Genomic DNA, 17386 nt, shown 5'->3' with positions numbered 1-17386 from the left:
CTCATTCGCCGGCGGCGGCCTTCTTCCGTGCGATGTCCTCGAGCGCGGCGATGTACTTGGCGCGATCCTGTGCGCCTGCTTCCCAGACTTCCTTGCGGTTCTTCACCACGCGCGCCGGCGAACCGACGGCGATGCTGAAGTCGGGGATGTCACCCTTCACCACGGCGTGCGCGCCGAGAACACATCCGCGTCCGACGCGGGTGTTGCGGAGCACCGACACCTTCGCGGCGATCCAGGTGTCCGGACCGATCCGAACCGGACTCTTGACGATGCCCTGGTCCTTGATCGGCATCGTCACATCGTCCATGCGGTGGTCGAAATCGGTGATGTAGCACCAATCGGCCACGAGTGTCGACGCACCGATCTCGATGTCGAGGTACGTGTTGACGACGTTGTCCTTGCCGAACACGACCTTGTCGCCGATCCGCAACGAGCCTTCGTGGCAGCGGATCGCGTTGCCGTCTCCGATGTGGACCCAGCGCCCGATCTCGAGCCGTGACAGTTCCGGCGTCGCGTGGATCTCGACGCGCTTACCGAGGAACAACATTCCGCGCAGGATCACGTGCGGGTTGGCGAGTCGGAACTTCGCAAGGCGGTAGTAGCGCACGAGGTACCACGGTGTGTACGCCTTGTTGGCCAGGACCCACTTCAACGAGGCAACGGTCAGGAACTTGGTCTGCTCGTCGTCGCCACGCCTGGATCCCCGCCACCTAGTGCGCAACGGTGCGCCCCACATGCTCGTCATAACCCGTCAGCCTAGGGTGTGCCCGATCACCGGTGCACGAGCGGGATAGTCTCTCGTCTGGGTTTCAACCGATCACGAGGAGATGGAATGCGGCGCGTCCTACGTTCGTCCGTACTGGCGCTGGCCGCGGTCACCACGGTCGCGCTCAGCAGCTGTGCCAGCGAACCGGAGGTCATCGACATCTTTTCGGGCGGCGGCTGGCCCGGCATTCACGCCGACGCACGCAACAGCGACACCAGCCCCGTGACCGGATCCCGAGGGATCTCCAACGAGTGGTCCCGCCCCATCGGCGGCACTGTCGCCGCATACGCATCCATTGCCGCGAGCGGCCAGACCTTCGTGACAGCACGCACCGAGAAGGGATGCAATCTCTTCTCCTACCAACTCGACAGTGGCCGCAAGCGCTGGTGCCGAGAGCTGGGCCCTGGCGCGGTCGCATCCACACCCGTGGTGGACACGGTTGCGAACGTCTACGTCGGCGATAACGGCGCGATGAATTCGTTCAACGAGCACGGACAGCTTCGGTGGCGGACACCCGTTGTCGGCACTCCGATCTCCGCGCAGTTCACCGGTGACGGAAACCTCCTCTTCATCACCCAGCTCGGACAGATCAACGTCCTCGACACCCAGACCGGACGTCAGGTCCTCGCGCCGTACAACCTGATTCCGCCACCGTCCATCGACAGCAGTGGGCCGGCAAACCCGGCGCCCGACGACTGGGGCTTGGAGGCCTGCTTCCTGGGTGGTCCGGAGTGCCCGGTGGCGAACACCCCGGCGATCGATCTCGAGAGCGGCAAGTTCTACTTCACGTACTTCGCGCCGGGTGCACCGCAGGCCGAGCTCGTCGCGATGCGCTACTCGGGCGGTGACAACCCCCAGATCACTCAGGAATGGTCCTCCGACGCGCTGCCCGGAGGCAGCGCATCGAGTCCCGACCTCTCGGCGGACGGCTCCGTCGTCTATGCGAACGACAACGAAGGCAAGATGTGGGCCGTCGACGCCGAGACCGGGGATCCGAAGTGGAGTCACGACATCGGCTTCGCAGCGGCAGGAAGTCCGTCCACGTCCGCAGACGGCCTGCTGATCCCTGCGGGCGGCAGCGACGGACACCTCCTCGCACTCCGCGACCTGGGAGACCACGCCGAGGTCGTCTGGGAACGTAAGGACCTACTCCAGCTGGGCGTGCCCGCGCAGACTGCGGGCGACACCGGCTACACCGCCGTTAAGGAAGGCGAGAACGGACTGGCGATGCTCACGTTCGACACCCAGACGGGAGAGACCCTCGATCAGGACACCCTGCCGGGCGCGGAGGGCTTCACGGTAGGTACGTCGATCGGCCCCGGCGGTGAGGTCGTCACACCCACCTTCATCGGTGAGTTGTTCGTGTTGAAGTAGTTCGGGGTTCGCACACGAACGCCACGCCCGACCTTCCGATTCGGGTGATCACGACGGACAGCGTGCGCTTCCCGCGTAGCTTCAGTTTCGGCCGCAGCTGCGCGGGATCGACGTCCACACCGCGCACCAGAATCTCCACGACGCCACAGTCGTGGCGCGCGAGTTCCTGACGCAACGTCTTCTCCGAGTACTTGATTCGATCGAGCACGCGGAATCCGGCCACGCCGGCGGGCAACTCGTCGCCGGTCAGATAGGCGATTCGCGGGTCCAACTGCCACAACCCGTGGCGCGCACCGAAATGCCGAACCAGTCCGGCGCGGACCACGGCGCCGTCCGGGTCGACGATCCATTCCCCCGGCTCGGCTTCGGGGATCGTGTCGTCCTCTTCGTCGGTGATCGACCACCCGGCGCCGTCGGAGTGCAGGACCGTCGCCCTTCTCGATCCGCTCGCAAGTCCCGGTGACCACAGGCAGGCTTCACGCACAGCACCGTCCAGCGACACGATCTCCACTTCGCCGTCCCAGCCGAAACGGTCGAAATCGAGACCGGGTGCGCATTTCACGGCCAGGTCCCGACCGCGGTAGGCATCGACGAGGTCCGGCAGTGGCGGCTGCAACGCCGCGGGGTCGTGCGTTCTTCGCCCACCCGAGCGCCGCGCGGGGTCCGCGACGACGACGATGTCACGAGAAGTGGGCACCAGGGCATCCGCCCGAAGCAGCTGCGCACCCGGCACGTTGTGCTTCGCCATGGCCAGACGCACAGGATCGATGTCACTGCCGATCACGACTTCGGCGGTACCCACCAGAGCGTCCAGTTCTGCGCCGATGGAGCACGTCACGTCGTGGACCGCCCGACCGGCAAGCCGGGTACTCCGATGACCGGCCACAGCCGCCGGCGTCGCCTGCTGTAATGCATCGTCGGTGAACAACCAGTCGGCAGAGCCAGGGAGCTTCGCCGCAGCCTTCCGGCGCAGCAACACCGATTCCACGAGCAATGGTGCACGCACATCGAAACGCGCACGCGCCCGGCCGATGTCGGCCAGGCGCGTGCGCGTTGTCAGTTCGAGTTCGTCCACTTCGCGAAGCGCGTCCCTTCCGGCACTGCTCCGCAGGTACTCGACGTCGCCGAGAGTGAAGGCGTACGCCACGTCACCGTCCTCGAGATGTCACTTGCCGGGCTTCACACCGGTGATCATCACGTTGTAGAAGAAGCCACGGGGAACGACGCGGCGCAGGACCTTTTCGTCGACCCAGCTCAGGCTCTTCCATCCACCGAAGGCGAACTTCGCCCAGCCCCAGCCGAGCTTCTCGGACGGAACCGCGGCCTCGAAGGTCCGCACGGGCCAGCCGAGGAGAGCCGCTGCGAACTCCTCCGTCTCGGCGTGCACCTCGGCAGCGCCGGCAGACTTGGCGATGTTCTCGAGGTCGGTGGGATCGAAGGTGTGAATGTCGACGACGGCCTCGAGAGCCGCGGCGCGAGAGGACTCGTCCAGCTCTTCCTGCGGACGACGCCAGTCGGCCAGGAACGGAAGCTTGGTGACCTTGGTCGTGGCCTCCCAGGTAGCGCGTCCGAGCCAACGTGCGTAGAAGTTGCCGACCGTGGTGGGCTCACCTGCGAACACGAAGCGTCCGCCCGGCTTGAGCACGCGGAGCACCTCGCGAAGCGACTGCTCGACGTCGGGGATGTGGTGCAAGACGGCATGTCCGACCACGAGATCGAACGTATCGTCCTCGTACGGAATCGTTTCGGCGTCGGCGACCCGTCCGTCCACCGGCAGACCGAGCCCCTCTGCGTTGCGCAGAGCAACCTTCACCATGCCCGGTGACAGGTCGGTGACCGACCCGGTCTTGGCAACCCCACCCTGCATCAGGTTGAGCAGGAAGAAACCGGTGCCGCACCCGAGTTCGAGAGCGCGCCCGTAAGGCAGCGGCTGTTCCCCGGCGACGGCGTCGAAACGTCCGCGGGCGTAGTCGATGCAACGCTCGTCGTACGAGATCGACCACTTGTCGTCGTAGGTTTCGGCTTCCCAATCGTGGTAGAGGACCTGCGCGAGCTTGGTGTCCTTGCGTGCGGCCTCCACTTCCTCCGCCGTGGCGTGAGGACGCGGTGCGGGGTCGACCCCACCGTTCGTGGTGTCGGTCGACTCGTCGTTTGCACTTGCAGTCATGAGCGGAATCCTACTCGCTGGTAGATGGGAACACGTTCCAGTTTCGGCCGACCGAAGCCTACTCGCCCGTGAACTGGGCCTTACCGGGCCCGTTCTCGATGAACGACTCCATGCCGATGGTCCGGTCCTTCGTGGCGAACAGCCCGGCGAACACGTGCTGCTCGATCTTCAGTCCGGTGTTCAGGTCGGCGTCGAGACCCTCGTCGATCGCCGCCTTTGCAGCTGCCAGCGCGCGGCCGGCAGCGCCGGTGAACTGTGACGCCCACTTGCGCGCCGCGTCGTATACGTCGTCGGGCGCCACGACCTCGTCCACCAGACCGATCTGCAGCGCCTCGTCCGCGCCGACGAATCGACCGGTGAACACCAGGTCCTTGGCCTTCGACGGGCCGATCAGACGTGCGAGACGCTGCGTCCCACCACCTCCGGGGATGATGCCGAGCAGAATCTCCGGGGTTCCGACCTTCACGTTGTCACCGACGATTCGGCGGTCCGCCGACAATGCCACCTCGAGTCCACCACCGAGGGCGTAACCCGTGACGGCTGCAACCGTCGGCTTGGGGATCTCCGAGACTGCCGCGATCGACCGCTGCATCCGGTCGACGACCTTGCTGATCGCGGCGAAGTCCATCTCCGCCATTTCCTTCACGTCGGCGCCGGCGGCGAACACTTTCTCACCGCCGTAGACGATGACCGCCTTGACCTCGGGATCGACCGTCGCTTGGTGCGCAGCCGCCGCCAACTCGTCCTGTACCTGACGGTTCAGAGCGTTCATGGGCGGCCGGGCCAGACGAATCGTGCCGATGCCTTCGGAAACTTCGAGAGTGACGAACTCAGCCATGGCGACAGGCTACTTGGCGGACCTCGAGTCCCACGGATGTGGCCCCGCGTCGTAATAGCCGTCCTGACCCGGGAACTCCACGCGGATTCGATCCTCGTCGGTGATCATGGTGGGCAGGATCGCCGGAATCTCGGGCGACTGCGCAAGAACTTCCTCGACCGTGCGGTATTCCGTCAGCGCCTTCAGCTGGCTCCACGTGGGGGGAAGCAGCATGCTTCCACCGGAAAGCCAGTGCTCGAGTTCCTGCTCGGGCGTCCGCCACAGGACCTCGGCGGCCTCCGACGTCGCACCGTCCGCCTTCTGACCCTCCGGAGCGGCCGCGACGAAGAAACGGGTGTCGTATCGCCGGGTACCCTCACCGACCGGCGTGATCCAGTTCGCCCACGGACGCAACAGATCCGATCGCAGGACGAGATTCTCGTTCCGGAGAAACGTGCTGAACGACAGCTCCCGCTTCTCGAGCTGGGAACGCGCCCCGGAGTAGCGACTGGAATCGGACACGACGGTGTCCGCATCCGGACCTGCGAGCAGGACTCCGCATTCTTCGAACGTCTCACGCGCGGCGGCACACACGAGAGCGCGCGCCTTGGCCTCGTCCACGGCGAAACGCTCGGCCCACCAGCCGACCTCGGGACCTGCCCAGGCCACTTCCGACTCCGCATCCGAGGCGTCGACGCCGCCGCCCGGGAACACCGTCATGCCACCGGCGAACGCCATACCGGCCACACGCCGCTGCAGGAACACCTCGATTCCGCCGGGGGTGTCTCTGAGAAGAACGACGGTCGACGCATCACGGACAGGTACATCATGGGGCGCGGTTTCCGAAGCCATGAACGGAACCTACGCCACCGGCGTCTCCCGACTCAGGCTCGGTGTGCCCCGGGCGCCCGGGTCCGCCTGGCGAAGAACCTGCCGTCGACCTTGTCGAGTGTGATGCGTTGGCTGAACGCTTCCGTGAGATTGTCTGCCGTGACGACGTCGTCGAGCAGCCCCTGAGCCACCACTCCCCCTTCTTTCAGGAGGAGCGCGTGTGTGAAGCCAGGAGGTATCTCCTCGACGTGGTGGGTGATGAGCACGGTGGCAGGTGCGTCCGGGTCGGACGCCAGATCGGTGAGCCGAGCGACAAGCTCCTCGCGGCCGCCCAGATCGAGGCCCGCCGCCGGCTCGTCCAGCAAGAGCAGTTCCGGGTCGGTCATCAGTGCCCGCGCAATGAGCACGCGTTTACGCTCACCCTCCGAGAGGGTTCCGTAGGTGCGTTTGAGGAGATGCTCGACACCCATCCCCTCCAACATCTCGATCGCACGGTCGGTGTCCATGTCCTCGTACTCCTCGCGCCACCGGCCGAGGACCGCGTAACCAGCGGACACGACAAGGTCTCCCACCACCTCGTCCGCCGGAACCCGGTTCGCGAGCGAAGAGGAAGACAACCCGATCCGCTGGCGCAACTCCCCAACCTCGACCCGACCGAGACGTTCGCCGAGCAGGAATGCGCTTCCACTCGTGGGATGCACCTCGGCCGCGGCCATGCGCAGCAGCGACGTCTTGCCCGCACCGTTGGGACCCAGGACCACCCAGCGTTCGTCGAGCTCCACATTCCACGTGGCGGGACCCACCAGAGTGGTACCGCCTCGTCGCAGGAGGACGTCGTCGAATTCGATGAGCAGATCAGGATCAGGTTCAGGCACCTGACCATCTTCGCGCACATTCTTCGGCCATACACGGCAGGATCGAAAGCGTGTCGTCCCACACCGTCCACACCGTGTCGCAATGCTCGCCCGGCACGCCGTTTCCGCTGGGCGCCACCCCTCTCGATCATGGCGGCGCGGCGGCCACACAGTTCGCCGTTCACGCTCCGGACGCCGACGGGGTCGACGTGTGTCTGATCTCGAAATCCGGTGGTCAGAAACGCATTCCGCTAACCCAGCACACCTACGGAATCTGGCACGGAATCGTCGAGGGCGTCGGGCCCGGTCAGCGATACGGTTTTCGGGCGCGAGGTGAATGGAACCCCGGGCGCGGACTGCGCACCAACCCGGCCAAGTTGCTGCTCGATCCCTGGGGCAAGCGCGTCACCGGTCGGCTCGGAGATGGCCGCGCCCTCCTCCCCTACGACGACGATCCGTTCGGCGCCCCGTCGACGGTCGACTCACTCGGTCACGTACCGGTCTCGGTCGTGGTGCCCGGCAGCGCGCGAACGAGTGGACCTCGACTCGAGACACCGTGGGAAGAAACGGTGATCCGAGAACTGCACGTCGGTTCGTACACTGCGCGTCATCCGAACGTGCCGGCTTCGTATCGTGGCACGTACCTTGGCCTCGCGGAGCCGACAGTCATCGGACATCTGATCCACCTCGGCGTGACCGCAGTGGAACTGCTTCCCGTACACGCGTTCTTGTCGGAACAGACGGTTCGTGAGCGCGGCATGCGCAACCACTGGGGTTACTCCCCGGCGTCGTTCTTCGCGCCACACCCTGGCTACGCGTCCGTCCGTGGTCACGAAATCACCGAATTCCACACCATGGTCGATGCCCTTCACGCAGCCGGAATCGAGGTGATCCTCGACGTCGTCTACAATCGCACGTGCGAACAGGGCGTCGATGGAATCAGCATCGGCTGGCGCGGACTGGACGCACCGGGTTACTACCTGCTCGACGACAACGGGTACGACATCGACCTCACCGGATGCGGAAACACGATCGACGCGCACTCCCCCATCGCGATTCGCATGATCCTCGACAGCCTGCGCTACTGGGCAGGTGACATGGGGGTCGACGGCTTCCGGTTCGACCTTGCGGCCGCGTTGGGTCGTCGAGGCGGCGGCGAGTTCGACCGGGCAGCATCACTGTTCGCGGCAATCTCCGCAGACCCCCTGCTGGCGCGATGCAAGATCATCGCAGAACCGTGGGATGCCACGAAGGCCGGTTACCAACTCGGCAACTTCGATCGTGCCTGGTCCGAATGGAACGACTCCTACCGCGACGCGATGCGCCGGTTCTGGAAGGGCGAGACCGGCGTTCGCGAAATCGCCTCTCGAATCTCCGGCTCGGAAGACCATTTCACCGGTAGACGGCCATGGGCGTCGATCAACTACGTCACCTCCCACGACGGCTTCACCGCAGCCGATCTGGTGTCGCACGAGGGCTCCCATCAACGCGCGCACGTCCGTGCTCTGCTCGCCGGAGTCGCACTCTCCACCGGCACCCCGATGTTCGCCGCAGGCGACGAACTCGGCCGGCACGACCTGACCGCATTTCTCGGCCGCGCCCTGGCACTGCGCCGCGCCGCGCCTGCTCTTCGCCAGGCCGAGTTCTTCGAAGGCAGGGACAACACCACCGGCCACCCAGCCCTCGTCTTCTTCGACGCCGACGGAACCGAAATGGACGACGGATCCTGGAACGACGAATCGTCACGCACACTTCAGATGTGGGTGGACGGGTCCGACGTCCGATCGCGCACCGCAGACGGACGCGAACTCACCGACGACAGTTGGCTTCTCGTCTTCCACGCAGGAGGCCCCGCAACGGTGCGACTCGGTTGCCCCGAAAGGTTCTACGGGACATTCCGTGCCGAATTCGATTCCACCACCCCGGACGGGGCTCCGTCGACCATCGTGTCCGACGCGACGGTCTCTGTGGACGGACCCACGCTGCTCGCCTTCCGCGGCGTCGGATGAAGCATTTCCGACCGCATGAACAGTTGGATCAACGGGCCGATCGCCACTGCGTATATCACCGTGCCCACACCGACGGTTCCGCCGAGAAGCCAGCCGGCCACGAGGACCGTCGCTTCGATCGCAGTTCGTACGACCCGCACCGACCAACCGATGCAGCGCACCACCCCGGTCATCAGCCCGTCTCTCGGGCCGGGACCCATGCCCGCGCCGATGTACAGAACGGTCGCGAGTGCATTCAGCACCACTCCGCCCAGCATGATCGGGACTCGGACGGCGACCGAGTCGTGGACCGGAAGCACGGCCAGCGACGCATCCACCGACAAACCGATGACCACGACATTGGCGACCGTGCCGAAACCCGGTCGCTGCCGAATCGGAATCCACACTACGAGCACGACCACCCCGGTCAGAATCGTCACGGTTCCGAAGCTCAGTGGCGTCCGTCCGGCGACGCCCTGGTGAAACACGTCCCACGGGTTCAGTCCGACACCGGCATTGATCATCGATGCCATCGAAAACCCGTACAGCCACAATCCGACGAACAGGGACAGAACACGGCGGACAAGCATGCAGATCAGCGTGCCGGGCGCGATGTCGGTCCTCAATGGCCATCCACGCGGGACTGGACCGAACAGGCACTAGCCCGCCGGAACCGCAATCACCGTCACCGATCCGGGTGCAACCTCGGTGAAACCCGCATCGCGGACGGCAACTGCGCGCCGTGCCTCGACGAGCGGCACCAGACGCCCCCACATTTCGGGGTCCGCGTCCCGGACTGCGCATCGGAATCCGCTTTCCGACCATGCTCTCGCGCGCTCGACGTCGAGCGCGGCCGCCAGCAGCATCGCCCCATGACCGACCTGGGCTGCGGCTTTTCCCACCGTCATCTCGAGGCTCGCATCGATCCAGAGAATCGGCACGCCCGAGGGCGGCAGTTCGGGGTCGTCGTGCTCCAGGTCGGTGCCGCCGATCTGGAGCTTCTTGATTCGCGGATCCAACTCACCGACCGGGCCGGGAACGAGAGCACGTGCCTGTGCATTTCCCACCTCGACCGTGATCCCGTCCACCTCGTGAGCACCGGCCCACGCTGCGCCTCGAGCCCGGCGGGACACCTTTCTGATGCGAGCCTGGGTCCAGGCCGCGAAGTTCTCCTGCCAGGGGCCCGGCTCGCCGCTCTCGTCCGGACCGACGCGCTCGTCGAAGCACAGCTCGACCGTGGCCGTCGCCGCCGCAGCCAGAAGGTCGCTCCGATTCGGCGGCTCCGCTTTGGGGATGTGCAGGACTATCGGCATCGCCAGAACTGCCGCCGGATCTTCCGGATCGGGCTGCCCGCCGTAACCGGCCGCTAGCCTGGCATGTCTTGCCTCGAACGAACGACTCATGGCAGCGGAACGCGCCTGATACCACCATCGTTCGCGTCCGCGGCTTCGACCTCGTCACGCGTCACGCCGAGGATGAACAGAACCGCGTCCAGGAACGGATGCGAAAGCGCGGTGTCCGCGATCTCACGCAAGGCCGGCTTCGCGTTGAACGCCACGCCGAGCCCTGCGGCCGTCAGCATGTCGATGTCGTTCGCGCCGTCTCCCACCGCGACGGTCTGCTCCAGAGGAACCCCGACCTGATCGGCGAAGGTCCGCAGCGCAGTCGCCTTCGCGGCCCGGTCGACGATGTCGCCGACAACCCGGCCAGTCAGCTTGCCGTCCACGATCTCCAGTGTGTTCGCCTGCACGAAGTCGAGTTCCAGTTCGTGCGCCAACCCCTCGATCACCTGTCGGAATCCACCCGAAACCACACCGCAATGGAAACCGAGCCGGCGAAGAGTACGGATGGTGGTGCGCGCACCAGGGGTCAACTCCAGGCTTTCCGCGACTTCCTCGATCACCGACTCGTCGAGCCCGGCCAGCGTTGCGACCCTCTGGTGCAACGACTCGGTGAAGTCGATCTCGCCGCGCATGGCACTTTCGGTGACGGCGCGGACCTCGTCTTCGACGCCCGCCTTCGCCGCAAGCATCTCGATGACCTCGCCCTGCACGAGTGTGGAATCGACGTCGAACACGATGAGACGCTTCGCACGGCGGGCCAGACCGCCGCGTTCGATGGCGATGTCCACGTTCTCGGTTGCCGACACCTCCGCCAGTCCGGTCCGTAGGCTCGCGTCGCCGGCATCCGTACCGGGCGCGCTGACGAGAAGCTCGAGTCCGGTGACCGGGTAGTCGGCGACACCACGAATCGAATCGATGTTCGCGCCGAGCGATGCCAGTTTGCGTGCAACCGACCGCATGGCCTTCGCAGACACCGGACTGCCGAGAACGACCACAGCATGAGTCGATACCGACGGCCGAGCCTGTTCCGCGCCGATCTCGACGTCCACGGACATCCCGACCGTGGCCATCGCCTCTTCGAGTTCTTCCTGGAGGGCTTCCGCGTCACTCGGGCACGACACCACAACACCGAGGGTCAGGCGACGCCGAATGACGACCTGTTCGACATCGAGCAGGCTGACATCGTGACGTGAGAGTGCCGCGAACAGCACCGAGGTGACTCCAGGGCGGTCCGGCCCCGTCACGGTCACCAGAACAGTGGTGTCGTTGGCACCCACCGCGCGACTCCGTTTCGTAGTTCGAGATTTCGTCGATCGAGATTGTCGTTCAAGCGGAAAGCCCCGCCCGATGGTGCGGGCGGGGCTTTCCGATGCTGGTCCTAGCGTCCCGAGTCGGTGCCGGGGTCGCCTTCGCCCTTCGTGGCGATGGGCGAATGACGGACGTCCTCGAGAACCGTGCTCTCGTGCTTTCCGCCGTGGCCGGGGCCGACGTGCGCTTCCGCTTTCATCCGCTCGATCATGTGCGGGTAGTGCAGTTCGAACGCCGGACGCTCGGAGCGGATGCGCGGCAACTCGGTGAAGTTGTGGCGCGGCGGCGGGCAGGTGGTCGCCCATTCGAGCGAGTTGCCGTAACCCCATGGGTCGTCCACCGTGACGACTTCGCCGTAGCGATAACTCTTGAAGACGTTCCAGATGAACGGCAGCGTCGAAGCGCCGAGGACGAACGCGAAGATCGTGGAGAATGTGTTGAGCCCGGTGAAACCGTCCGAAGGCAGGTAGTCGGCGTAGCGACGCGGCATGCCCTCGTTACCCAGCCAGTGCTGCACCAGGAACGTGCCGTGGAAGCCGACGAAGGTGGTCCAGAAGTGCCACTTCGCGAGACGCTCGTCCATCAGGCGTCCGGTCATCTTCGGGAACCAGAAGTAGATGCCGGCGTACGTCGCGAACACGACGGTTCCGAACACCACGTAGTGGAAGTGCGCCACCACGAAGTAGGTGTCCGTGACGTGGAAGTCGAGCGGCGGGCTGGCGAGAATGACGCCGGACAGACCACCGAAGAGGAAGGTCACGAGGAAGCCGATCGAGAAGAGCATCGGCGACTCGAAGGTCAGCTGCCCCTTCCACATCGTGCCGATCCAGTTGAAGATCTTCACACCGGTCGGAACCGCGATGAGGAACGTCATGAACGAGAAGTACGGCAGCAACACGGCACCGGTGGCGTACATGTGGTGCGCCCACACCGCGATGGAAAGAGCTGCGATACCGAGCGTTGCGTAGACCAGGCCGCTGTAGCCGAAGACAGGCTTACGGCTGAAGACCGGGAAGATCTCCGACACGATGCCGAAGAACGGGAGCGCGATGATGTAGACCTCAGGGTGTCCGAAGAACCAGAACAGGTGCTGCCACAGAAGCACGCCACCGGTTGCCGGGTCGAAGATGTGACCACCGAGGTGCCGGTCGACGAACAGACCCATGAACGCCGCGGTCAACAGCGGGAACGCCAGCAGGATCAGGATGCTGGTGATGAAGATGTTCCAGGTGAAGATCGGCATGCGGAACATGGTCATACCGGGAGCACGCAGGCAGATGACGGTGGTGATCATGTTGACACCACCGAGGATGGTGCCGAGACCGGCGACCGCGAGGCCCATGATCCAAAGGTCGGCGCCTGCGCCGGGCGAGTGCAGGGCGCTCGTCAGCGGGGTGTACGCCGTCCAACCGAAGTCCGCTGCACCACCGGGGGTGACGAAGCCGGCGGTCGTGATGATGGCGCCGAAGAGGTACAGCCAGTAGCTGAACGAGTTCAAGCGCGGGAACGCCACATCGGGAGCACCGATCTGCAGCGGAAGAATGTAGTTCGCGAAGCCGAACACGACCGGGGTCGCGTACAGCAGCAGCATGATGGTGCCGTGCATGGTGAACAGCTGGTTGAACTGCTCGTTCGACAGGAACTGCATGCCGGGAACGGCGAGTTCCGCACGCATCAGCAGCGCCATGAGGCCACCGATGAGGAAGAAGGCGATGGACGTCGCCAAGTACATGATTCCGAGCACCTTGGGGTCGGTGGTCGTAATCATCTTGTAGACGAACGAGCCCTTGGGTCCCTGCCGCGGCGGGTAAGGCCTGGCTGCAGCTATCTCGGGGACTGGCTGGGGCGCTACGGCAGTCACTGATCCTCCTGAATGTGCCCTTGGTCGCTCCGCAGGCTCCGCTCCTGAGCCTTCGGTCGCTCCGCAAGCTCTGCTCTACGTCCTTCCCCGCGCAGCGAGGCGAACGCACTACTGGCTTGCGCTCATCGAATCGTAGACCGTGCCCGAACAGACCGATTACTCGGTCCTACCCACTGTCGTACTTCGGACTTCGAACGGCAAGTCGAACCGCCGCCCACCTGCAGTTCGACATCGCAGTCTCGACACCGCACGACCCTGTCCGGCGTGTCGGGAGTCGTACACACCGCCGGTCGGCGTAGATCCTTCGAAACCGGCCCTCGAAGCGGCGGCTAACCTGATTGCGCCCGCACCCACAGGAAGTCGCCGAATTGTCTATTCGTACCCGTCTCCCCCGCCGATCGGTCGCCTCATTGGTGGTGACCGCCGTGGCTCTCGTCGCTTTCACCGGATGCAGCGCCCCCGACGACAATGCGAGCACGATCGTCGAGACGACCACCCGCATCGCGGGCGCCGGCGTCGTCGGCATCGAGCGCGACACCGCGACCGCGTGCGCAACGCCCACGCCTCTGGACGGCGGACTCGCCCCCGACAGCACACACCCGGTCACCCACACGTTGGGTGAGACTCAGGTGCCGGCCGACCCCCAGCGGATCGTCGTACTCGATCCGGCTGCCCTCGACACGGTGTGCGCATTGGGTTTGTGGGAACGAGTGGTGGGGGCCGCGACCGTCGAGGGTGAGAGCCCGCAGCCGGCTTACCTGGGATCCGGAATCTCCGAGATTCCGGGTGTCGGCCCTGTCGGCGCCCCCGACCTCGACCTGATCGCGCAGGCGGCACCGGATCTGATCCTCGGCTCCTCGCCCGCATCGGACGGCCTCTACGAGGGGCTCGAGGCCATCGCTCCGACGGTGTTCGCCGGGTCCGACCCCGTGTACTGGAAGGCACAGTTCCAGGTGGCAGCAGGCGCGCTCGGACGCACCGAGGCGGCAGCCGCGAGCCTCGAGCAGTATCAGGAGGAAGCAGCCCAGACCGGGCTCGACATCGACGCAACCCAGACTCAGGCGTCCGTCGTGTCGTTCGGCACGGACAGCCTCACCATTTCGGGTCCGGCGTCGTTCGCCGGCCAGGTACTGACCGACGCGGGAGTGCGCCGCCCCCACTACCAGCGCCTGGAAGAATCAGCGACCGAGGAAATCTCCGAGGACGACCTGAGCAAGGCCGAAGGTGATCTCATCTACGTCGGCTTCGACGGCCCGGAGGCGCAGGAACACGGCACCGAGGTGATGCGGAGCGAAGGCTGGGAGGATCTGGAAGCCGCTACGGACAATCGCGTGTTCGCGGTGGACAATTCCATCTGGAAGGGCAACGGGCTGGTTGCGGCCCGGGCAATAGTCGGTGACCTCAGGGAGTCGCTCAATGCGTACGTCAGCTAAATATCGATCCTTCGCTATCGCCACCGTCGCGGCGTTCACGATGACGCTTCCCGTCGTCGCTGCGGACGCGGCGCCGGTCGCCGACGCCGCGATCGAGGTCTTCGCCGCCGATGGGGTCACACCACTGGGCGACCAACCAGTACACGAAGGCGACACGCTCGTGGTCCGCGGAACCGGGTTCGATCCGCACGGCAATACGGGCGGACTGCCCGTTCCCGTGCCACCCGGAGTCCCCCACGGCACCTTCGTGACCTTCGGCGCTTTCTCGCCCGAATGGCGTCCCTCCGCAGGGGCGCCCACCGAGGCCCGCGCCACCGATCGATCTGCAACGGCTTGGGTGATGACACAGAGTGCCCTCGACCGTGTGCCCAGTGCCCCGTTCGATTTCCAGCGCACGATCCGTCAACAGTGGGTACCGCTCGCCGACGACGGTACGTTCACCGCCGAAATCACCGTGAAGAAGCCCAAGTCCATCCCCACCGACGCCCTGTACGGCATATACACATACGGCGCGGCGGAGTCCGTGAACGCTGCCGAAGAGCTCTCGGTGCCTGTGGCGTTCGACCCGGCGCCGGGTCCGAATGCGCCGAAACCCTCGCCACAGGACCTCGTGTGGGGATTCGCCCCCGGGTACACGGACATCGTGACGCGTTCGACCCAGGGAGCTGTCGTGGGATCCGACGGCGCCACCGTGCGGCCCGAAGGCCGACTCGCATTCGCGCTCGACTCCGCAGACATCGACCCTGCCACCGGCCTCGGCACGGTTCGCTACTCGGGAACCGTGGTGTCCTCCACTCGTTTCCACCTCGCCGAGATCGCACTCACCGACCCGTGGGTCGAATTCACCGAGTCCGGGACGTTCCTCAGCGCGGAGTCTTCGAACACGAACACCACGGGGACCGACTCCATGACTCGAGTTAGATTGGCACGCTTGGACGTACCTGCAGACCCGAACACATCCGAGCGAACCGACGTACCAGCCCGGTTCACGAACACGCTGCAGCCGACGGTGTTGCTGCCGTACTCGGGTAGTGAGGCAGCACCGGTCACGTTCCGGTACTGACATGCCGATTCCGGACTTCGTCAGAGCGCTGCGGGGACACGTCGGCCACGATCCGTTGTGGTTGTCCGGGGTCAGCGTCGTGGTGGCCGACGACGAACGAATCCTGCTCACCCGCCGCAAGGACAACGGCCTGTGGGCGATCGTGTCCGGCATTCTCGAGCCGGGCGAGCAACCGGGGCCGGCCGCGTTGCGCGAGGTACACGAGGAGACCGGTGTCGATGCCCTACTCGTTCGCATCACCGGCGTCGAGTCGACCGGGCCGATCACGTACCCGAACGGTGACGTCGCGCAGTATCTGGACGTCTGCTTCCTGGCCCGGTACGTGGCGGGCAAACCGCACGTGGCGGACGACGAGAACCTGGACGTCGCCTGGTTCGACGTCGACGCGCTGCCGAAAGAACTCACCGAAACCTCGCGAGCGCGCATCGCACATGCACTGCGCGACACCTCGGAGGCGTGGTTTCAGTCCCCCACCTGACCCTCCCCACCCTGACGAATGTCACACCGGTTCAGTTGAACTGAACCGGTGTGACATTGGTCGGGGTGGGGTGGCGAGGATGGGCTAGAAGTCCCAGTCCTCGTCCTCGGTGTTGACGGCCTTACCGATGACGTACGAGCTGCCCGACCCCGAGAAGAAGTCGTGGTTCTCGTCGGCGTTCGGGGACAGCGCAGACAGGATCGCCGGGTTGACGTCCGTCTCGTCCTTGGGGAACAGACCCTCGTATCCGAGGTTCATCAGCGCCTTGTTGGCGTTGTAGCGCAAGAACTTCTTGACGTCCTCGGTCAATCCGACCTCGTCGTAGAGATCCTGCGTGTACTCGACCTCGTTGTCGTACAACTCGAAGAGCAGCTCGAACGTGTAGTTCTTGAGATCGTCACGTTCGGCCTGCGTGAGCTGCTCGAGGCCCTTCTGATACTTGTAACCGATGTAGTACCCGTGCACGGCCTCGTCACGAATGATCAGACGAATGAGGTCCGCGGTGTTGGTCAGCTTGGCGCGCGAGGACCAGTACATCGGCAGGTAGAAGCCCGAGTAGAACAGGAAGCTCTCGAGCAGGGTCGACGCGACCTTGCGCTTCAGCGGCGCGTCGCCCTGGTAGTAGTCCATGACGATCTCGGCCTTGCGCTGCAGGTTGGGGTTCTCCTCCGACCAGCGGAACGCGTCGTCGATGTCACGGGTCGAGCACAGGGTCGAGAAGATCGAACTGTAGCTCTTCGCGTGCACGGACTCCATGAACGCGATGTTGGTGTACACCGCCTCCTCGTGCGGGGTGATCGCATCGGGGATGAGGCTGACCGCACCGACCGTGCCCTGGATGGTGTCGAGCAACGTCAGGCCGGTGAAGACCCGCATCGTGAGCTGCTGTTCCTGTTCCGTGAGGGTTCCCCACGACGGGATGTCGTTCGACACCGGCACCTTCTCCGGGAGCCAGAAGTTGCCGACGAGGCGATCCCACACCTCCGCGTCCTTCTCGTCCTGGACGCGATTCCAGTTGATAGCCGAGACGCGGCTGACCAGCTTGACCATTGATTCCTCACTTCGTTCGGCTGTGAGTGGTTGACGAGTCTCTGGACTCGTCA

15 protein-coding genes are annotated in these 17386 nt (G+C 65.1%); 5 read left to right on the top strand and 10 right to left on the bottom strand.

The window, feature by feature from the left end:
- Position 1 precedes the first annotated feature (1 nt).
- Positions 2-745, bottom strand: coding sequence for an acyltransferase (locus tag ACFWO3_RS03155; RefSeq protein ID WP_378573580.1), 744 nt, complete (start codon positions 743-745; stop codon positions 2-4).
- Between the two features lie 87 nt (positions 746-832).
- Here ACFWO3_RS03155 and ACFWO3_RS03150 point away from each other — a divergent pair, with 87 nt between their 5' ends.
- Positions 833-2140, top strand: coding sequence for a PQQ-binding-like beta-propeller repeat protein (locus ACFWO3_RS03150; RefSeq protein ID WP_378573578.1), 1308 nt, complete (start codon positions 833-835; stop codon positions 2138-2140).
- On the opposite strand, the gene ACFWO3_RS03145 is transcribed toward ACFWO3_RS03150, so the two are convergent.
- From ACFWO3_RS03145 to ACFWO3_RS03125, 5 genes are read right to left on the bottom strand one after another with little or no spacing between them, the layout of a single operon-like run.
- Positions 2112-3287: a class I SAM-dependent methyltransferase gene (locus ACFWO3_RS03145; protein WP_378573576.1), complete on the bottom strand. Its 1176-nt coding sequence runs from the start codon at positions 3285-3287 to the stop codon at positions 2112-2114. The two genes, ACFWO3_RS03150 and ACFWO3_RS03145, sit on opposite strands and share 29 nt — an antisense overlap.
- 18 nt (positions 3288-3305) lie before the next feature.
- Positions 3306-4307 (bottom strand): class I SAM-dependent methyltransferase, encoded by a 1002-nt coding sequence (locus ACFWO3_RS03140; protein ID WP_378573574.1) that lies wholly within the window; start codon positions 4305-4307, stop codon positions 3306-3308.
- Between the two features lie 58 nt (positions 4308-4365).
- The gene (locus ACFWO3_RS03135; RefSeq protein ID WP_378573572.1) at positions 4366-5145 is read right to left on the bottom strand and encodes an enoyl-CoA hydratase/isomerase family protein; all 780 of its coding nucleotides are present in this window, start codon (positions 5143-5145) and stop codon (positions 4366-4368) included.
- Positions 5146-5154: 9 nt separating this feature from the next.
- Entirely contained in the window at positions 5155-5976 is an 822-nt protein-coding gene (locus tag ACFWO3_RS03130) for an NUDIX hydrolase (protein ID WP_378573570.1), read from the bottom strand.
- 32 nt (positions 5977-6008) lie between these two features.
- A complete protein-coding gene (locus ACFWO3_RS03125) occupies positions 6009-6830 on the bottom strand; it encodes an ABC transporter ATP-binding protein (protein ID WP_378573567.1) in 822 nt (273 codons plus the stop codon).
- Between the two features lie 50 nt (positions 6831-6880).
- On the opposite strand from ACFWO3_RS03125, the gene ACFWO3_RS03120 reads away from it, so the two are divergent.
- Positions 6881-8818: a glycogen debranching protein gene (locus ACFWO3_RS03120; RefSeq protein WP_378573565.1), complete on the top strand. Its 1938-nt coding sequence runs from the start codon at positions 6881-6883 to the stop codon at positions 8816-8818.
- 638 nt (positions 8819-9456) lie between these two features.
- Here ACFWO3_RS03120 and ACFWO3_RS03115 read toward each other — a convergent pair.
- From ACFWO3_RS03115 to ctaD, 3 genes are all read right to left on the bottom strand, one after another.
- Positions 9457-10200: a peptidyl-tRNA hydrolase gene (locus tag ACFWO3_RS03115; RefSeq protein WP_378573562.1), complete on the bottom strand. Its 744-nt coding sequence runs from the start codon at positions 10198-10200 to the stop codon at positions 9457-9459.
- Positions 10197-11417, bottom strand: a complete 1221-nt coding sequence (serB, locus tag ACFWO3_RS03110; RefSeq protein ID WP_378573559.1) for a phosphoserine phosphatase SerB — start codon at positions 11415-11417, stop codon at positions 10197-10199. The genes ACFWO3_RS03115 and serB overlap by 4 nt, the downstream gene beginning before the upstream one ends.
- Before the next feature lie 101 nt (positions 11418-11518).
- A complete protein-coding gene (gene ctaD, locus ACFWO3_RS03105; protein ID WP_378573557.1) occupies positions 11519-13309 on the bottom strand; it encodes a cytochrome c oxidase subunit I in 1791 nt (596 codons plus the stop codon).
- 368 nt (positions 13310-13677) lie between these two features.
- Here ctaD and ACFWO3_RS03100 point away from each other — a divergent pair, with 368 nt between their 5' ends.
- From ACFWO3_RS03100 to ACFWO3_RS03090, 3 genes are read left to right on the top strand one after another with little or no spacing between them, the layout of a single operon-like run.
- Positions 13678-14742, top strand: coding sequence for an iron-siderophore ABC transporter substrate-binding protein (locus tag ACFWO3_RS03100; RefSeq protein ID WP_378573555.1), 1065 nt, complete (start codon positions 13678-13680; stop codon positions 14740-14742).
- On the top strand, positions 14726-15805 hold the full coding sequence (locus ACFWO3_RS03095; RefSeq protein WP_378573553.1) for an HtaA domain-containing protein: 1080 nt from the start codon (positions 14726-14728) through the stop codon (positions 15803-15805). The genes ACFWO3_RS03100 and ACFWO3_RS03095 overlap by 17 nt, the downstream gene beginning before the upstream one ends.
- 1 nt (position 15806) lies before the next feature.
- Positions 15807-16283, top strand: a complete 477-nt coding sequence (locus ACFWO3_RS03090; protein WP_378573551.1) for an NUDIX domain-containing protein — start codon at positions 15807-15809, stop codon at positions 16281-16283.
- A gap of 84 nt (positions 16284-16367) precedes the next feature.
- Here ACFWO3_RS03090 and nrdF read toward each other — a convergent pair whose 3' ends face one another.
- Positions 16368-17333, bottom strand: coding sequence for a class 1b ribonucleoside-diphosphate reductase subunit beta (gene nrdF / locus ACFWO3_RS03085; protein WP_378573549.1), 966 nt, complete (start codon positions 17331-17333; stop codon positions 16368-16370).
- Positions 17334-17386 lie beyond the last annotated feature (53 nt).

The sequence above is a fragment of the Rhodococcus sp. NPDC058521 genome, assembly GCF_042719695.1.
Lineage (GTDB): Bacteria > Actinomycetota > Actinomycetes > Mycobacteriales > Mycobacteriaceae > Rhodococcus_F.
This window is presented reverse-complemented; position numbering and strand designations above follow the sequence as displayed.

Coding starts and splice junctions, on each gene's coding strand:
- ACFWO3_RS03155 (WP_378573580.1), bottom strand. CDS start 745: ATGACGAGCATGTGGGGCGCACCGTTGCGCACTAGGTGGCGGGGATCC.
- ACFWO3_RS03150 (WP_378573578.1), top strand. CDS start 833: ATGCGGCGCGTCCTACGTTCGTCCGTACTGGCGCTGGCCGCGGTCACC.
- ACFWO3_RS03140 (WP_378573574.1), bottom strand. CDS start 4,307: ATGACTGCAAGTGCAAACGACGAGTCGACCGACACCACGAACGGTGGG.
- ACFWO3_RS03135 (WP_378573572.1), bottom strand. CDS start 5,145: ATGGCTGAGTTCGTCACTCTCGAAGTTTCCGAAGGCATCGGCACGATT.
- ACFWO3_RS03130 (WP_378573570.1), bottom strand. CDS start 5,976: ATGGCTTCGGAAACCGCGCCCCATGATGTACCTGTCCGTGATGCGTCG.
- ACFWO3_RS03115 (WP_378573562.1), bottom strand. CDS start 10,200: ATGAGTCGTTCGTTCGAGGCAAGACATGCCAGGCTAGCGGCCGGTTAC.
- ACFWO3_RS03095 (WP_378573553.1), top strand. CDS start 14,726: ATGCGTACGTCAGCTAAATATCGATCCTTCGCTATCGCCACCGTCGCG.
- ACFWO3_RS03090 (WP_378573551.1), top strand. CDS start 15,807: ATGCCGATTCCGGACTTCGTCAGAGCGCTGCGGGGACACGTCGGCCAC.
- nrdF (WP_378573549.1), bottom strand. CDS start 17,333: ATGGTCAAGCTGGTCAGCCGCGTCTCGGCTATCAACTGGAATCGCGTC.